Source organism: bacterium (assembly GCA_030685015.1).
GTDB lineage: Bacteria > CAIWAD01 > CAIWAD01 > CAIWAD01 > CAIWAD01 > CAIWAD01.
Window position 1 is genome coordinate 1 of the sequence record JAUXWS010000035.1, and the last position, 16,021, is coordinate 16,021.

At 66.9% G+C, this 16,021-nt stretch carries 11 protein-coding genes; 3 read left to right on the forward strand and 8 right to left on the reverse strand.

What is annotated here, in order from left to right:
- Positions 1 to 639 precede the first annotated feature (639 nt).
- From Q8O14_04015 to Q8O14_04030, 4 genes are all read right to left on the reverse strand, one after another.
- On the reverse strand, positions 640 to 3,756 hold the full coding sequence (locus Q8O14_04015) for an efflux RND transporter permease subunit (GenBank protein MDP2359903.1): 3,117 nt from the start codon (positions 3,754 to 3,756) through the stop codon (positions 640 to 642).
- Positions 3,757 to 3,828: 72 nt separating this feature from the next.
- Positions 3,829 to 4,941: an efflux RND transporter periplasmic adaptor subunit gene (locus Q8O14_04020; protein ID MDP2359904.1), complete on the reverse strand. Its 1,113-nt coding sequence runs from the start codon at positions 4,939 to 4,941 to the stop codon at positions 3,829 to 3,831.
- A 14-nt stretch (positions 4,942 to 4,955) separates the two neighbouring features.
- Positions 4,956 to 6,359 (reverse strand): TolC family protein, encoded by a 1,404-nt coding sequence (locus tag Q8O14_04025; protein MDP2359905.1) that lies wholly within the window; start codon positions 6,357 to 6,359, stop codon positions 4,956 to 4,958.
- On the reverse strand, positions 6,331 to 6,939 hold the full coding sequence (locus Q8O14_04030) for a helix-turn-helix domain-containing protein (protein ID MDP2359906.1): 609 nt from the start codon (positions 6,937 to 6,939) through the stop codon (positions 6,331 to 6,333). Before Q8O14_04030 ends, Q8O14_04025 begins: the two co-directional genes overlap by 29 nt.
- Before the next feature lie 561 nt (positions 6,940 to 7,500).
- On the opposite strand from Q8O14_04030, the gene Q8O14_04035 reads away from it, so the two are divergent.
- The 3 genes from Q8O14_04035 (at position 7,501) to Q8O14_04045 (ending at position 11,715) form a co-directional block, all read left to right on the forward strand.
- Positions 7,501 to 7,869 (forward strand): aspartate 1-decarboxylase, encoded by a 369-nt coding sequence (locus Q8O14_04035; GenBank protein MDP2359907.1) that lies wholly within the window; start codon positions 7,501 to 7,503, stop codon positions 7,867 to 7,869.
- Positions 7,866 to 8,501: a hypothetical protein gene (locus Q8O14_04040; GenBank protein MDP2359908.1), complete on the forward strand. Its 636-nt coding sequence runs from the start codon at positions 7,866 to 7,868 to the stop codon at positions 8,499 to 8,501. Before Q8O14_04035 ends, Q8O14_04040 begins: the two co-directional genes overlap by 4 nt.
- 133 nt (positions 8,502 to 8,634) lie before the next feature.
- Positions 8,635 to 11,715 carry a M14 family zinc carboxypeptidase gene (locus Q8O14_04045; GenBank protein ID MDP2359909.1) on the forward strand — a complete coding sequence of 1,027 codons (3,081 nt, stop codon included), beginning with the start codon at positions 8,635 to 8,637 and terminating at the stop codon, positions 11,713 to 11,715.
- 422 nt (positions 11,716 to 12,137) lie between these two features.
- On the opposite strand, the gene Q8O14_04050 is transcribed toward Q8O14_04045, so the two are convergent.
- From Q8O14_04050 to Q8O14_04065, 4 genes are all read right to left on the reverse strand, one after another.
- Complete coding sequence (locus Q8O14_04050) at positions 12,138 to 13,118, reverse strand: magnesium transporter (GenBank protein MDP2359910.1); 981 nt, start codon at positions 13,116 to 13,118, stop codon at positions 12,138 to 12,140.
- A gap of 90 nt (positions 13,119 to 13,208) precedes the next feature.
- Complete coding sequence (locus Q8O14_04055; protein ID MDP2359911.1) at positions 13,209 to 13,610, reverse strand: Zn-ribbon domain-containing OB-fold protein; 402 nt, start codon at positions 13,608 to 13,610, stop codon at positions 13,209 to 13,211.
- A 1-nt stretch (position 13,611) separates the two neighbouring features.
- Positions 13,612 to 14,766: a thiolase domain-containing protein gene (locus Q8O14_04060; GenBank protein MDP2359912.1), complete on the reverse strand. Its 1,155-nt coding sequence runs from the start codon at positions 14,764 to 14,766 to the stop codon at positions 13,612 to 13,614.
- 66 nt (positions 14,767 to 14,832) lie between these two features.
- Positions 14,833 to 15,888 carry a hydroxymethylglutaryl-CoA synthase gene (locus tag Q8O14_04065; protein ID MDP2359913.1) on the reverse strand — a complete coding sequence of 352 codons (1,056 nt, stop codon included), beginning with the start codon at positions 15,886 to 15,888 and terminating at the stop codon, positions 14,833 to 14,835.
- Between the last annotated feature and the right edge of the window lie 133 nt (positions 15,889 to 16,021).

Below are 16,021 nucleotides of genomic sequence, written 5' to 3' on the forward strand. Positions count from 1 at the left end.
CTGAACCTATTGCCATGGGGACCGCATCAGGTGATAGGGCCCTCTGTTCGACGGCGGCCGTGAGGCCGCCTAGTTAGGGCCCTGCATGTCTTGGAGAGGGCTTTCTTTGGGCACCTACTCTTCGGCCTCTGCGCGCGCATACGCTCGGACGCCGCGCTGCGCGCGACGTCCCGGCGTGGCGCGCGCGACGAGGCCGAAAACAAAGTCTAGACATGCCAGGGGTAGCTTCGCCAGGCGTGAGATGTGGCTACGTGAGGTGAAGGCCGTAGGCCTGAACCTATTGCCATGGGGACCACATCAGGTGATAGGGCCCTCTGTTCGACGGCGGCCGCGAGGCCGCCTAGTTAGGGTCCTGCATGTCTTGGAGAGGGCTTTCTTTGGGCACCTTTCTTTCGCCCGTGAAAGAAAGGTGCAAGAGCGCGGCGCTGGCGCCGCAAGATGCAGCATCGTGACGCGCGACGAGGCCGAAAAGAGGGCTTTGGGGCAAACCCCCATCCTGGCCTTCCCCCTTGCAGGGGGAAGGCGTGCGAACAGCGGCGGCGAACCCCCATCCCGGCTTTTTCCCTGGCAGGGGGATGGAGTACGGGCGGTGACGGACACGCCAAAGAGGTCTGCGTCGATAGACCCCGATCGACTCCCTCAATCCTGGTTCACCAGCCGGCCGAAGCGCTTGCGCAGCCACATGTTCAAGCTGTCCACCGTGGAGTACATGACCGGCACGATGACGAGGGTGAGGGCCGTGGCGAAGAGGAGACCGAAGATGACGGCCACGGCCATGCCCTGCCACCATTGCACCGAGTCGCTGTCCGTCACCCAGTGAAATTTCTTGAAGTCGAAACTGATGCCCACGGCCATGGGGACAAGGCCGAGGATGGTCGTGCCCGCCGTCAGCAGCACGGGGCGCAGACGCGTCACGCCACCCTGGATGATGGCGTCCAGTTTCGCCAGGCCCCGCGCCCGCAATTTGCCGATGTAGTCCAGCAGCACGATGGCGTTGTTGACCACGACGCCGGCCAGGCTGATCACGCCCACGCCGGTCATGATGATGCCGAAGGGCAGACGCGTGATGAGGAGGCCGGAGAAGACGCCCACGAGGGAGAGCAGCACGCTGAAGATGATGATGAGGGGCGTGGTCAGGCTGTGGAACTGCACGACCAGGATGAGACCGATGGAGAAGACGGCGATGACGAAGGCCTGGCTGAGGAAGGCCTCGGCCTCCTCCTGGTCCTTGCTCTCGCCTGCGAAGGTCATGGCGTAGCCGCGGGGCAGCTCGTGCTCCGCCAGCATGTTCTTCACCTCAAGCAACGCGTCGTTGGGCAGCCGGCCCTCCACGTCCGCCGCCACCGTCACCACCCGTTTCTGGTCCTTGCGGTTGATCCCGCCCAGGCCGGTGGTCAGATTGACCGAGGCCACGCTGGACAAGGGCACGAGGTCGCCCTCCTCGATCACCAGGTTGAGGTTCTCGATGTCCTCCACCCGCCGGCGATGCTCTTTGGCCAGGCGCACCGTGATGTCCACGTCCTGTTCGCCGTCGCGGAAGGTACCGGACTCGGCGCCGTTGAAGGCCATGCGCACGGTGGAACCGATCTGGCCCGTGCCCACGCCCAGGTAGGCGGCGCGCTGGCGGTCCACCAGGATCTGGATCTCCGGCTTGCCGCGGTCGAAGTCGCTGTCCAGGTTGACAAGGCCGGAGACGCCCTTGATCTTTTCGATGATGTCGTCGGCCAGCTCGCCCAGCGTGCGGAAGTCCTCGCCGCTGATCTCGATGGTCACCGGCTTGCCGGTGGGTGGACCCTCCTCCATCTTCTCCACCGTCACCTTGGCGCCCGCCACGTCGGTCAGGGAGGAGCGGATGTCGGTGATGGTTAGCGGCGTCCGCCGCTGGCGGTACTCGCGATCCACCATGTCGATGGAGATGCGCCCCTTGTTGGCGGGACCAGCGCTGCCCGTCCCGAAGTCGAAGTCGGAGGTGCCCACCCCCGACTGGGCCACGTAGGTGAGGATGTCCGGGTAGGCGCCCAGCCCCTTCTCAACCTCCCCCAAGTAGGAGTCCGTCTGCTCCAGGCGGCTGCCCGAGGGGAGTTCGAAGTCGACGAAGACCTTCTTGGGATCGATGTCGGGGAAGAACTCGACGCCGGTGCCGAAAGCGCCATAGAGCCCGATCACGGCGAAGAGCGACAGGTGGGCCGCCGCGAGGACCAAGCCGCGGTGCCCGAGGGCCCAGCGCAGGGTGGAGCGGTAGAGCGCCACGAAGCGTGACTCCCGGCGCGTCGTCTCGCGGTGGGCGTCCTTCAGCTTGAGGAAGGTGGCGGCCAGCACGGGGTTGATGGTCAGGCCAACGAAGAGGGAGGCCGACAGCGTGATGATGAGCGTGATGGGCAGGTATTTCATGAACTCGCCCATGATGCCCGGCCAGAAGATCATGGGGAAGAAGGCTGACAGGGTGGTGAGGGTGGAGGTGATGACCGGCCAGGCCACCTCCCGCGTGCCCTTGAGCGCGGCCTGGGAGGCGCTGTGCCCCTCCGAGACATAGCGGTAGATGTTTTCCACGATGACGACGGCGTTGTCCACCAGCATGCCCAGCGCCAGGATGAGGCTGAAGAGGACGATCATGTTGAGGGTGTAGCCCAGCGCCTGGAGGACGATGAAACTGATCAACATGGAGAGCGGGATGGCCACCGCCACGAACATGCTGGTGCGCCAGCCGAGGAAGAGGACGAGGACGGCCACGACGAGGATGAGGGCGTTGATGATGCCGTTCTCCAGCTCGTCCACCATCATGGCGATGTCCTTGGACTGGTCGCTGGTGAAGGTGATGCGCGTGGTGGGCGGCAGCCCGGGAACCATGTCGTTGATGCGCCGCCGCACCTCGTCCACGATGCCGATGAGATTCTCCCCGGCCCGCTTGGTGACGGCGATGGTGATGCAGTCGCGCCCTTCCATGCGGGCGGTGGATGACAGGTCCTTGAAGCCGAAGCGCACCTCGGCCACGTCACGCACATGGATGGGGAAGTGCTTGTCGGCCTTCACCACGAAACGGGCGATCTCCTCGGGGTCGGTGATCTCGCCGGGGACGCGCAGCAGGTAGGCGTAGTCGCCCACTTCGATGGTGCCGCCCGGCAGGTTGAGATTCTCCCCGGTGATGGCCAGCTGCACGTCCTCCAGGCCCAGCCGGTAGTGGCGGAGGCGCTCGGGATCGACGTCGACCTGCACTTCACGCTCGCGGCCGCCGGAGATGGTGACGTCCAGCACGCCGGGGACATTCTCCAACTCGTCCTGGATGTCCTCGGCCACGTCCTTGAGCTGGACGGGGCCATAGTCGCCGGACAGGTTGATGAGCAGGATCGGCCAGTTGTTGATGTTCAACTCGGTGATGATGGGATCCTCGGCGTCGGCGGGCAGCTCCGGCTTGGCCAGGTCCACTTTCTCCCGCACCCGGTTGAGCATGTCGCCCACGCTCTCCTTGGGATCGAATTCCACCGTGATGGCGGAGATGCCCTCCCCGGACATGGAGCGCATCTCCTTGATCTTGTCGATCTCGCCGACCTTCTTCTCGATCTCCTTGGTGACCAGGTTCTCCATGTCGGCGGCGCTGGTCCCGAAGTAGGGCGTGGTGATGATGACGTAGGGAATGGTGACGTCCGGCGCGGATTCCCGGGGCAGGGTGAAGTAACTGCGCAGGCCGAAGATGATGGCCATCACCACCAGAATGAAGATGGCTGGCCGGTTCCGCAGGGCGTAATCGCTGATGTGCATGCCTATCCCCTGGCTGTGGGCGATGTCCTGTTCATGATCTCAGTCCGATCCCAGGCAAGGCCGGCGCGCAGGCTATTTGGCCGCGGCCTCGCCGCCGCCCCTCGCCGGCACGATGCGGAGGGCCTGGCCGTCCACCAGGCCGCGGTGGCCGGAGACGATCAGGCGATCCCCCTCGCGCAGGCCGGCCCTCACCTCGATCAGGTCCCCGTCCCGCTCCCCGGGCTGGACCACGCGATGGACGGCGCGGCCGTCCTCTTCCACGTAGACGAAGAGGTGATCGGGGGCGGTCTGCACCACCGTCACCGGCACGACGAGGCTGTGGCCGGTGCCGCCGTGGCGGATCTCCACCTGGCAGGCCATGCCTGGGCGCAGGGCGGATTGGCGGGGCAGCTCCAGCTCCAAGGGAAGCGTGCGGGAGCGGCCATCCAGCACCTCGCCCACCCAGCGGACGCGGCCCGGCGTCTCGAGGCTGGCTTCGGGGACGCGCACGGTGGCGGGCATGCCCGTCGTGACTTGGCCCACCTGGTTCTCAGGCAGGCCGCAGCGAACCTTCAGATCGCTCTGCACCAGCTGCAACAGGGGCACGCCGGGGGCCAGCAGTTCGCCCAGGTTGACGAAGCGCTCCGCCACCACGCCGGCCATCGGCGCCGTGACGAAGCAGTTCTCCAGATCGATGCGCGCCGCGGCCAGGGCCGCCTCGGCCATGCGCAGGCCGTTCTGGGCCTTCTTCCAGTCGCTCTCGCTGATTCCCTGTCCATTGCGGAAGAGGCGGTCCGCCATCTGGTAGTCCAGCGCGGCGTTCTCCACCTGCGCCCGCGCCGCGTCGTGGGCCGCCTGGTAGCGGCGGCTGTCCAGGACGAGCAGGGTGTCACCGGCGCGCACCCGGGCGCCGCGGTCGGCCACGATCTGTTGCAGGGTCCCGGCCGTCTGCGCGGAAAGGGTGGCGGCGTTCTCGGACTGGACCTCGCCCACCAGCAGGAGACGGGCGCTGAAAGGCCGGGGCGCCAGGGTCTCCACCACCACGTTGACCTGGCTTTCGTGATCGGCGCCCTCCAGGGAGTCCTTGGCATTCCCCGAGGGCGCGGCCTGACCATTGCGTCCGCAACCGGCCAGGAGCGGCAGGCTCAGGGCGGTCGCGGCCAGCAGGACCATCATCCGGCGCGGGCCGGCGCTCATGCGTGTCATGGGATAACCTCGCTTCACTTGCTCGAATCCAGGTAGAACGTCTCGTCCAGCAGGCCCAGGGCGTGCAGCAGGTCGATGCGCGCCGTCAGCAGCTGGTGGCGGGCCAGGGCCGCGTTGGCCCGCGCCGCCTTCATCGCCGTGCGAGCGTCCCGCAGTTCCAGCTCGGAGCCGGCGCCACTCTCGCGGCGGGTGTGGGCGATCTCCAGGCCCTCGGCCGCCGCCTCCGCGTTCCGCTCCCAGGCCATCATGTCCAGGCTGCGCCGCTGCAATTCATCCAGGGCCGTGCGCACATCAAGGCCGATGGCGTCCAGCAGTTGGGACTCGTCGGCCTGGGCCTTGCGCAGGTCCTGCCGTCCCTTGGCCACCTGCGCCGCCGTGCGGAATCCACTGAAAAGGGGCAGGCTGGCCTGCAGGCCCACGTTCCAGCTGCTGCGCCACGTCTCCTCCTGGGAGAACATGTCCCACTGGTTGGCGTGCTCCAGGTTGGCGAAGGCGGCCAGGGTGGGCAGGTGGTCGCTCTGGTAGACGCGCACGGCCCGGCGATAGCCCTCCACCGCGTTGGTGGCGAGATCGCGTTCCGGACGATGGCGCTGGGCCAAGGCGACCAGCCGCTCCCGCTCCCCGCCGGGCAGCGAGCCCTCGGCCAGCAGGCCGGGGAACTCCGCCGCCAGGGCGGAACAGGCCAGCTCGAAGGCACGGATGCCCAGCTCCGTGCCGGGTTCGAGGGCCAACTGCAGGACCAGGGCGGCGCGGGCCTGGTCCAACTGGTCCTCCGCCTCGCGCAGGGCGGGAATGGAGTTCATGTGCTCCACCTCGCTGCGCAGCAGGTCGAAACGGGAGAGGGCGCCGATCTCGTGGAGCAGGCGGGCGTCTTCGAGGCGGGCCTTGGTCCCCTCCACCACCTCCTCGTTCAAGACGCGCAGCTCCTCCAGCAGGGCGATGCTGGAGTAGCCGGTGAGGAAGCCGCGCAGGAGGGCGGCCCGCTGCACGGCGAGGGACGCCTCGGCGACGCGCTCGTAGCTGCGCGCCACGCCGATGGCCTGGAAGGCGCTGCCGGAGAAGAGCAACTGGGTGAGGCCCAGATTGAAGCTGTAGTTGTCGTCGGCCGCCGTGGTCAGGGTCAAGGAATCGAACTTGAAATCCTGGATGTTGCCCAGGTGCGTCCCCGTGGCGCTCAGCTGGAGGCTGGGCAGGGTGGCGGCGCCGGTCTCGACCACGTCCAGGCGCGCCTTGCGACGGTCCGCCAGCGCTTTCTGGTAGTCCCGGTTGTGCTCCAGCAGCCATTGGACGGCCTCACCCACCGGCGGCTCGAAACGCTCGACGGCCCACAGCGGGCGCAGATAGGCCAGGCTGCCGCCCAGGATCACCCATCCCAGCCACAACAAGCGGCTATTTGTCCTCATGAAGCCCCCGCTCATGGATCTGGATACCCTCGAACAGAATACGCATCAATTCCCGCAGAAAGGTCTCGTCATCCAGTTCGATGAAGCGCTGCCGCCGGTTGTGCAGATAGATGTGGAACATGGAGACGACGATGGAGACGGGCGCCTCGACCACCAGGTCCCGGCGGAAGATGCCGCGCTCGACGCCGGTGGTCACGAGGGCGCCGATCAGGGTGAAGAGCGGTTTGTCGCCCTGGCAGGCCCCTTCGATCTGCCTGCCCAGCTCGGGGCCGATGCCCAGCTCGGGATCGCCCGTCATGAGGCGCCCCATGAGCGGGCGCTCCACCAGCCAGTCGGGCATGCGGCGGATGATGGCCTCGATCGCCAGGCGGGGATCCTCATGTCCGGCCGCCGCCTCGCTGGCCGCCTCGGTCATCAGGCGCTGCTCGCGGCTGACCACCTGCATGAAGAGATCCTCCTTGCTGGTGGCATGCAGATAAATACTGCCCTTGGCGATGCCGGCGTCGCGGGCGATGTCATCCAGCACAGTCCGACGAAAGCCATAAAGGGCGAAGCGCCGGGCGGCCGCTTCCAGCAGAAGATCCGCTTTGTCCATGACGACTCCTGACTGCCTGACCCGTTGACCCGAAGACCTGATGACTCATGTAACCCATTTGGTCAAGCGGGTCACATAGTCACGCATTCTCAGGACATTGGCAAGTGCTGGGTTGTGAAAGCCATGCTACGTCGCCGGGGGACTGCGAGGTGTTGCCCTGGTGCTGCCCTGGTGTTGCCCTGGTGCTGCCCTGGTGCTGCCCTGGTGCTGCCCTGGTGCTGCCCTGGTGATGCCCTGGCGTCGACCAGGTGATGCCCTGGTGCTGCCCTGGTGTTGCCCTGGTGATGCCCTGGTGCTGCCCTGGTGTTGCCCTGGTGATGCCCTGGTGTTGCCCTGGTGCTGCCCTGGCGTCGACCAGGTGTTGCCCTGGTGATGGCCTGGTGCTGCCCTGGCGTCGACCAGGTGTTGCCCTGGTGATGGCCTGGTGCTGCCCTGCTGTTGCCCTAAATCCAATCCAACGGGCCGAAGTCATGCCGCCGCCCGGACCTGACATTGCAGGCACCCAATGCTATACTCAGCGGCCGTGGCGGTGGGCGGCAAGGGAAGTTGACAGGAACATCCATGACCCTGCAGATCCTCAAATCGAAGATCCACAAGGCCCGTGTCACGGCCACGAACCTGGACTACAACGGGAGCTTGGCCATCGATCCGGGCATCTACGAGGCTTGCGGCATGGTGGCCTTCGAGAAGGTCCTGGTGGGCAACCTGACCAACGGCCAGCGCTTCGAGACCTACCTCATCCCCGCCGAGCGCGGCAGCCGGGAAGTCTCGCCCAACGGCGGCGTGGCCCGGCTCTGCCAGCCCGGCGACCAGCTCGTCGTGATGAGTTTCGCCTGGGTGGACGCCCAAGACCGGCCGCTGCCCCAGGTCATCGTGCTGGATGGCGACAACCGCATTGTGGATCGACCGGACTACGGGGAAATGCGATGAGATGCCTGGTGCTGCTGATGACCGGGTTGTTGATGTGTGGCGCCCCGATCCGCGCCGTGGAGACGGATCCTCGCCTGACCTCCCTGCGGGACAGCCTTGCCCTTGGCATCGACCGGCTCCAGGAGGCCTGGCAGCGCACCGAGCGGGCGCAGACCGACAGCCTCAAACAGCGCATCCAGGGCGGCCCGGCCCTCGCCTGGAAGGACTGGGCCTTCAACAGGGCGCCGCGCCGGGGCATGAGTGGCGACGACATCATCCAACTGGCCGAGCTGCACTCCTGGCTCAACCGCTTCGACATGGAAGGCTGCTACAACGAGCAGCTGGAGTGCTACAAGCGCGCCATGTTGATGCCGGGGACTGAGGCAAGGGCCCTGCGCCGCCTGCACGCCGAGTATCACGCGGCCGGTTTCGCTCCGGGCGTGATCCAGACCGGTCTCAGCCTCCACCAGCTGGACCGCCGCAAATCGCTGGAGCAAGGGGTGGGCCGCAACCTGGCGCAGGCCTATCTCATGGTGGGGGATCGCAGGGAGGCCCTGCGCTGGATCAAGCGCCACCTGCGACAGCATGCGGGGGATGACGCGGCGCGCGATCTCAAGCGCCGCATCCGCAACATGAAGAAACAGCCCTCGTGAGAATTCCGCTCGCTTTCAAAGCTGTTGTATCCTAAGCTACCCCGTCCGGAACCCGCCCATACATCATTCATCTTGGACAAGCGCGGTCCCTGGGCCGCCGGCGGGCGTTTCCCATCAGGAGAAGGAGAGCCTCATGCGTCGCTTGCTGGGTTTGGGATTGCTGCTGGCCGGGCTGCAGAGCGCCTCGGCCGCCTGGCACCAGGTCTTCGTGCCCATCCAGGACAAAAGCGGGCTGCCCCGCCTGGCGGAGGCCCTGGGGGGGCTGGATCCCTGCGGCACCGTGCTGACCGAGGCGGGGATCGAACTTCCCCTGGAGGACGCCGAGCTGGCGGCCGTGACCCGGGCCGGCCTCAATCCCAAGGTGCTCATCGCCGACCTGGAGCAGCACTACGCCGATCGCCTCACGGCGGACCGCAACTACGGCGCCTACCACACCTTCAGCGAAGGCATGGCCGCCATCAACCAGCTCCACGCTGATTTCCCGGACATCGTGGGGGCTCCCATCTCCCTCGGCACCAGCCACCAGGGCAATCCCATCTGGGCCTTCAAGGTCTCCGACAATCCCGGCATCGACGAGGACGAGCCGGAAGTGCTCTACGGCGGCTACATCCATGCGCGGGAGGCCATCACCATTGAAGTGCTGCTGCATTTCCTGAACCACCTCACCAGCAACTATGGCACGGACCCGCGGGTGACGGCCATCGTGGACGAGCGGGAACTGTGGTTCATCCCCTTCATGAATCCCGATGGCGTCCTCTACAACGAGAGCACCAACCCCAACGGCGGCGGCATGTGGCGCAAGAACCGCCGCAACAACGGCGATGGCAGCTGGGGCGTGGACCTCAACCGCAACTACGGCTACCAGTGGGGCTACGACAATTCGGGTTCCAGCCCCACCCCTTCAAGCGAGACCTACCGCGGTCCGGCCGCCTTCAGCGAGCCGGAGGACATGGCGGTGCGCACCTTCATCAACAGCCGCAACTTCGTCGCCGCCCTCTCCTACCACAGCTACAGCAACCTTTACATCTACCCCTTCGGCTACACCAACATCCATGCACCGGAGCCGGACCACAGCGCCTTCGTCATCATGACGGACCTGATGAGCAACTTCAACGGCTACACCTGCGGCGCCGCCTGGGAACTGCTCTACAACACCAACGGCGACACGGTGGACTGGTGTTACGGGGCGCAGGGCGAACACCCCAAGATCATGGCCATCACGCCGGAGGTGGGCACGGGCAGCGACGGCTTCTGGCCGGCCGAGTCCCGCATTCCCGCCCTGGTGGCGGAGAATCTGGAGCCCAATCTCCTCTTCGCCGAGATGGCGGGCAACCCCTGGAGCCAGCTGCCCCCCGCGGCGCCCGTGCTGGACGAGCTGGGTGAGGTGGGCGATGGCTACACCCTGACCTGGAGCACGCCCGCTCCCGACCCCAACAATCCCGCCCTCTCCTATGAGCTGCGCGAGCTGAGCGGCCCCACCCAGGGAACGGACTTTTTCGCCAGCGCCGCCAACTGGACGTCCGGAACGGTGGGCTTCGCCCTCAGTACGGCCCGCTCCTACAGCCCGCCCAACAGCTACTTCGGAGGCACCGGCCACAACCGCAACGCCACCGCGGTGCTGAACAGCGCCATCCAGGTGACGGCGGGCATGCAGCTGGCCATGCGGTCCTGGTACAACATCGAGACGAACTGGGATTACGGTTATGTGGAAGTCTCCACCAACGGCGTGACCTGGACGCCCATCGCCGGCAGCATCACCACCACCACCAACCCCAACGGCACCAACGACGGCAACGGCATCACCGGCGCCTCCAGCGGCTGGGTGGCGGCCACCTTCCCGCTGACGGCCTACGTGGGGCAGAGCATCAACGTCCGCCTGCGCTATGAGACGGACGGCGCGGTGCTGGGGGAAGGCTTCTATGTGGACGATTTCAGCCCCGTGCCGGCCTTCGCCTCCGAGACGACCATCGCCGACGGTCTGACCGCCGAGGCTTGGACGGTGGTCGACCAGTCGCCCGGGGACTGGTATTACAAAGTGCGTGCCCGCGACGCCGAGGACCAGCTCAGCGTGTGGTCCAACCTCATCCAGGTGAGCTCGACGGGCGGTGTGGACATGTCGCCGCCCGCCATCGCGCACACGCCCCTGCCCGACACCTCGGACGGGAGCGGACCCTGGACCGTGGCGGCGCTGATCAGCGACGCCTCCGGCGTGGCCTCGGCCACGCTTGAGAAGCGGGTGGGCGGCAGCGCCTGGAGCCTGATCCCCATGACCAACACGGCCGGCAACAACTGGAGCGCCGCCATTCCCGGCCCGGTGGCGCCCGGCCAGCTGGTGGAGTACCGCATCCGGGCGGTGGACGCCTCGCCCCAGGCCAACGAGGGTGTGAGCACGACCTGGTCTTTCCAGATCCTGCTGCCCGTCGGACTGGAGTATTGCCAGAGCTTCACCAGCGGCTTCGACGATTTCAGCGTCGTGCAGCACCTCCCCGGCGGCAACAGCTGGGTGATCGGCAGCTACACGGGCCAAGGCCAGACCGCCTACATCCAATACAGCAGCACCACCCAGGAGGACCACGCCTCCCTGCTCAGCCCTGTCTTCGACTGCCGCGACCAGGGCGCCCTCGGCCTGAGCTTCTGGCACCTCTTGCGCATGGGTTACAGCGGCGCCTTCACCGACGCCTGGGTCAAGGGCTCCGTCGACGGCGGCCTCACCTGGCCCTACATCCTGGGCGAGTGGCACGCCGACGGCACGGGCGGCGAGGTGACGGTGAGCGGGGTCAACACGCTGGACATCAGTTCCTGGGCAGCGGGCCAGGAGCAGGTGCGGATCAAGTTCGAGTTCCATGACCGCTACGACTGGTATTGGCATGTGGACAATGTCTGCCTGACGGGCAACCTGGCGGTGGCGCCCGATCCGGTGGAGGTGACCATCACGGCCCTGGGGGCGGACGTGCTGCTGTCCTGGCCCCCCTCGCCGGGCGCCGCGGGCTACCGCGTCTATGTCAGCGACGAGGCGCGGGAGGGTTTCACCCTGCTCGCCCAGGTGGCCGGCACCAGCCACCTGCATGTCAGCGCCCTCTCGCAGGAGCAGCGCTACTACATCGTGACCGCCGTGGCCGGCGCGCGGGCCGCCGCCGATCCGGCGGCGATCCCCACCCTTGACGCGCAGGACGGTCGTCGACCGGCCGCGCCGGAGGACAAGGTCCGCCCCTGAGCAGCCCGACCAGACAAAGAACAAGGGGCCGGCGGCGACGCCGGCCCTTTTTGTGGAAGGTGGTGGGCAAGTCCGCGCCGGTGTTCCTTGGGCAGGACTGTCCAGCGGGGCGCACGGCAATTTTTGCCAAGGTGTCCGACCAAGGGTCGGACACCTGTCTTCAGTTCTTGACTGGGGAATGATCCCGCGAACTGCAGTGCGCGCACTGTCCAATTTCTTGCCACATGGCGGCGAGCAACTGCGGCAGCCGATTGGAGGGGTGGACACGGACGTGGCCGGAACATCCGCAGCGGAGGCGATGGTCCAGTGGATGGGGCTGTCGCGGACATTGGACGGCAAGAATAGCCATGGTGTCCGACCCATGGTCGGACACCTGTCCACGAAATCGGCCATGAGTGCGGGGATGCCGTCGAAGCCCCGCGTCATAGCATCAAGGTGGCCAGCGAGAAATAGATGAGGAGGGTGGACAGGTCGGCCAGGGCCAGGGTCACCGGACCGGCGGCGATCTTGGGATCCAGGCGGGAGGAGTGCAGCAGGGCGGGGATGCCCAGTCCGATCGTGGTCGCCGACAACATGGCGAGCAGAATGCCGCCGCCCAGCACCAGGGTGGTCATCTTCTCGCCCAGCCACAACCAGGCCAGGGCGCCGGCCAGCAGGCCGCAGGAGACGCCCAGCAGGCCGGCGGTGGCCGCCTCGCGACGCAGGGTGGCCAGGAACCAGCGCAGGGTCGGTGTGCGGGTGCGCAGCTCCTGCACCGTCATTGTCATGGTCTGAATGCTGAGGCTTTCGCCCAGTCCCAGGACGAGGGTCATGAAGAAGGCCAGGGTGAGGGAGCGCGCCAGCGTCAGCTGGAAAGCGCCTGCCAGAAAGGCGCAGGCCAGGCCGCTGGCCACCGTGGCCAGCAGCCAGGGGAACCGGAAACGCCAGGCGGTGAGCGGACTGGCGCCGCGCACCTGCGAGATGCGGAAGCCGATCGCCTCGAACAACTCCTCCATCCGCTCGTGCTCGGTCACTTCGAAGATTTCTTCGGTGAAGGCCTTGACGTCCACCACGCCCAACAGCCGCTTGTCCGTGTCCACAACAGGAAAGGCAAGCAGCTTGTGCATGGCGAAGGCCTCGCATGCGTCCAGCACGGTGGAGGACTCGCGCAGGGTGCGGAGTTCGCGGATCATGTGATCCTGCAGCATGGCCTCGAGGGGGGTGGTGAGCAAGCGGCGCACGGGCAGGACGCCCGTCAACCGGCCCTGGCCGTCCTCCACATAGAAGTAGCTGATGACGTCGCTGTCGACCTTGTCCCGGATCTCGGCCAGGGCCTCGGCCATGCTCATGCCCTCGCGCAGGACAAGCGGGGCCGGCTGCATCAGGTTCCGGACGGAATGGTGCAGATGCGGGTGGTTTCTCATGAAGGATCTCGCGTTCGCGCGGCCGGAATCATGCCCCCAAGCTCAGGGCCTCAGTCGGGCAGCAGGTCGACGAACCCGGCCGCACGCTGTTCAGCGCATGGGCACCGCCTTGTATCCGTAGTAGATGACCGAGGCGGAGTTGTCCTCATAGATGCGCCGGAACTCGAAGCGCACGAGCATGCCGATGCTCACGTCGGTGAGGTCGCAGTCCGTGACCTGGGCTGTCAAGCGGCCGCCCTCCGTCGTCTCGATCACGGCCAGGGCATAGGGGGCCAAATCGCTGAAGGGTGAAGGCGGCACGCGGATCACGGTGAAGGTGAGCACCCGTCCCTGCCCTTCCAGATGTATCTCGTCGAAAGTGGGCCGCAGATTGCCCGGCACCACCAGACGCGGCGGGAAGCAGATCTCGCCCGTCTCGCGGCACCGGTTGGCCCTCAGGCGGTAGCGCTGCGGTTGCTCCCGCCAGACGCGGGCTGTCAAGGTTTGTGCCATCTCATGCCTCCAGGATGTGAACCACGGTGCTCCCGCCGCTTCCGCCCATGTTCTGCGCCAAGGCGCGCCGGACACGCTGGAGTTGCCGCCCCTCCTCCGCGCTGCCCCGCATCTGCTTGACGATTTCGACGATTTGCGCCACGCCGGTGGCGCCCACGGGATGGCCCTTGCTTTTCAACCCACCCGATGGGTTGACGGGAAAGCGACCATCGCGACCTGTCTCACCGGCCAGGGTGGCGGGTCCCGCCTGGCCCGGCGCATAGACACCAAGTGCCTCCAGCACCATCAACTCGGCGATGGTGAAGCAGTCATGGACCTCGGCGAAATCCATGTCGCCAATGCTCAGCCCGGCCATCTTCAAAGCCTGCCGGGCGGCCACGGTTGTGGACTCCAGCGCCGCCAGCTGGCGCCGACTGTGCAGGGCGATGCGGTCGCTGGCCTGGCCGCTTCCCGTGATGCGCACGAGCGGACGGCCCAGTTTGCGGGCCAACTCCACCGGCGCCAGGATCACGGCCGCGGCGCCGTCGCTCACCGGCGAGCAATCCAGGACGTGCAGCGGATCGGCGATCATGGTCGACTGCAGGACGGCATCCACGGTGATGGCGGAGCGAAACTGGGCGAGGGGATTCAACAGCCCGTTCCCATGATTCTTCACCGCCACGCTGGCCAGCATCTCCGACGTGGTGCCCCACTGCTCCATGTGGGCCCGTGCCATCATGGCATAGAGGCCGGGGAAAGTGGCCCCTTGAAAGCTCTCGTACTCCGCGTCGGCCGCGGTACCGAGGGCATAGGTGGCCTGGTTGAGATCCACATCGGTCATCTTCTCCACACCGCCGGCCAGGACGACCTCGCTGAGGCCGCTGGCCACCTCGATGAAGGCCTGGCGCACGGCGGCGCCGCCCGAGGCGCAAGCGGACTCGACCCGCGTGGCCGCGGCCGGCGTCACGCCCAGGTAGTCCGCCATCAGGCTGCCGACGTGCTCCTGTCCCACGAAGAGCCCGCCAGACATGCATCCGATGTACATGGAATCCAGATGATCCACTCCGGCATCCAGCATCGCCTGGCGGCCCGCTTCCACGAACAGGTCGCGGAAGCTGGTCTCCCACAGCTCGCCGAATCGCGTCATGCCGATGCCGATCACGGCCACGTCACGCATTTTCCACCTCATGTGTTGGCCGACCCGGGTCCCTGGCAAGGCGTGGGACCCGCCGCGGCGGAATTGTCAGGAGTTGCGCAGGATCTTGCGGCGGAACTTCACGTACTCGCCATAGCTCAAGTAGCGCTTGTGCTCGTCCAGCTGGGGGCGTGTCCCCAGCGCCAGCCCCTGCCGCCGGGTGATTTCGTCGGTGGCGGTGAGGACGAAACCGTCGGAGCCGGCGCCACTGCCATAGCTGACCATGAAGATGCGGTCGCCGGGTTTGGCCACGTCCAGGATGGCGGAGAGACCGAGGGGCGAGGCCCCCGAGTAGGTGTTGCCCAGCCAGGGAACCAGCCAGCCGGTGGTGAATTGCGGGCTGCGCACGTCAAAGCCAAGCTCCGTCGCCGCTTTCTGCGGAAACTTGCCGTTGGGCTGGTGGAAGACGCAATAGGCGAAGTCCTGAGGCCGCAGGCCGCTGCGTTCGAGCAGCGCCCGCCCGGCGCTCAGCACCGTGCGGAAGTAGGCCGATTCGCCCGTGAAGCGCCCGCCATGCTGGGGATAATGCTCGTGCTCCCGTCGCCAGAAATCCGGCGTGTCACTCATCCATGACACGGTGCAGTCCACGGTGGCCGCCACGTCGTCGGATCCCATGATGAAGGCGGCCGCGCCGGCGCTGGCGCTGTACTCCAGCGCGTCGCCGGGAGCGCCCTGGCTGGTGTCCGCGCCAATCCCCAGCGCACAGGGCATCTCGCCCGCCTTGACGAGGGAGTAGGCGACGTACATGGCCTCGCTGCCGGCCTTGCAGGCGAACTCGAAATCGGCGCAATGCACCAGGTGCCCGCAGCCGATGGCCTCGGCCACAGTCGTGCCGCTGGGCTTGACCGCGTATGGGTGGGACTCGCTGCCCACGTAGACGGCTCCCACGCTGGCCGGGTCGACGCCGGCCCGTGCCAGCGCCCGGCGGGCGGCCTCCACGGACAAGGTGATCACGTCCTGGTCCGGCGAGGGCACCGATTTCTCGTAGAGCAGCAAGCCGCGCTTGTAGCTTGCCGCGTCGGCGCCCCACACGGCGGCGATCTCCTCGAGCTTGATGCGGTTGCGGGGAAGGCAGGCTCCCCAGCCGACGATGCCGATTGCCATGGGGTCCTCCTGAGATGTGATGCTGAAAGATGTTGTCCGGAGTGAATGCCCTCGGTGGCATCCGCGCCTCGGTCGAGGCCGGTGCCCATTGATGCCCATCCAGGTTGGCCTGCCCGGAGCATGCGGCGGGGAG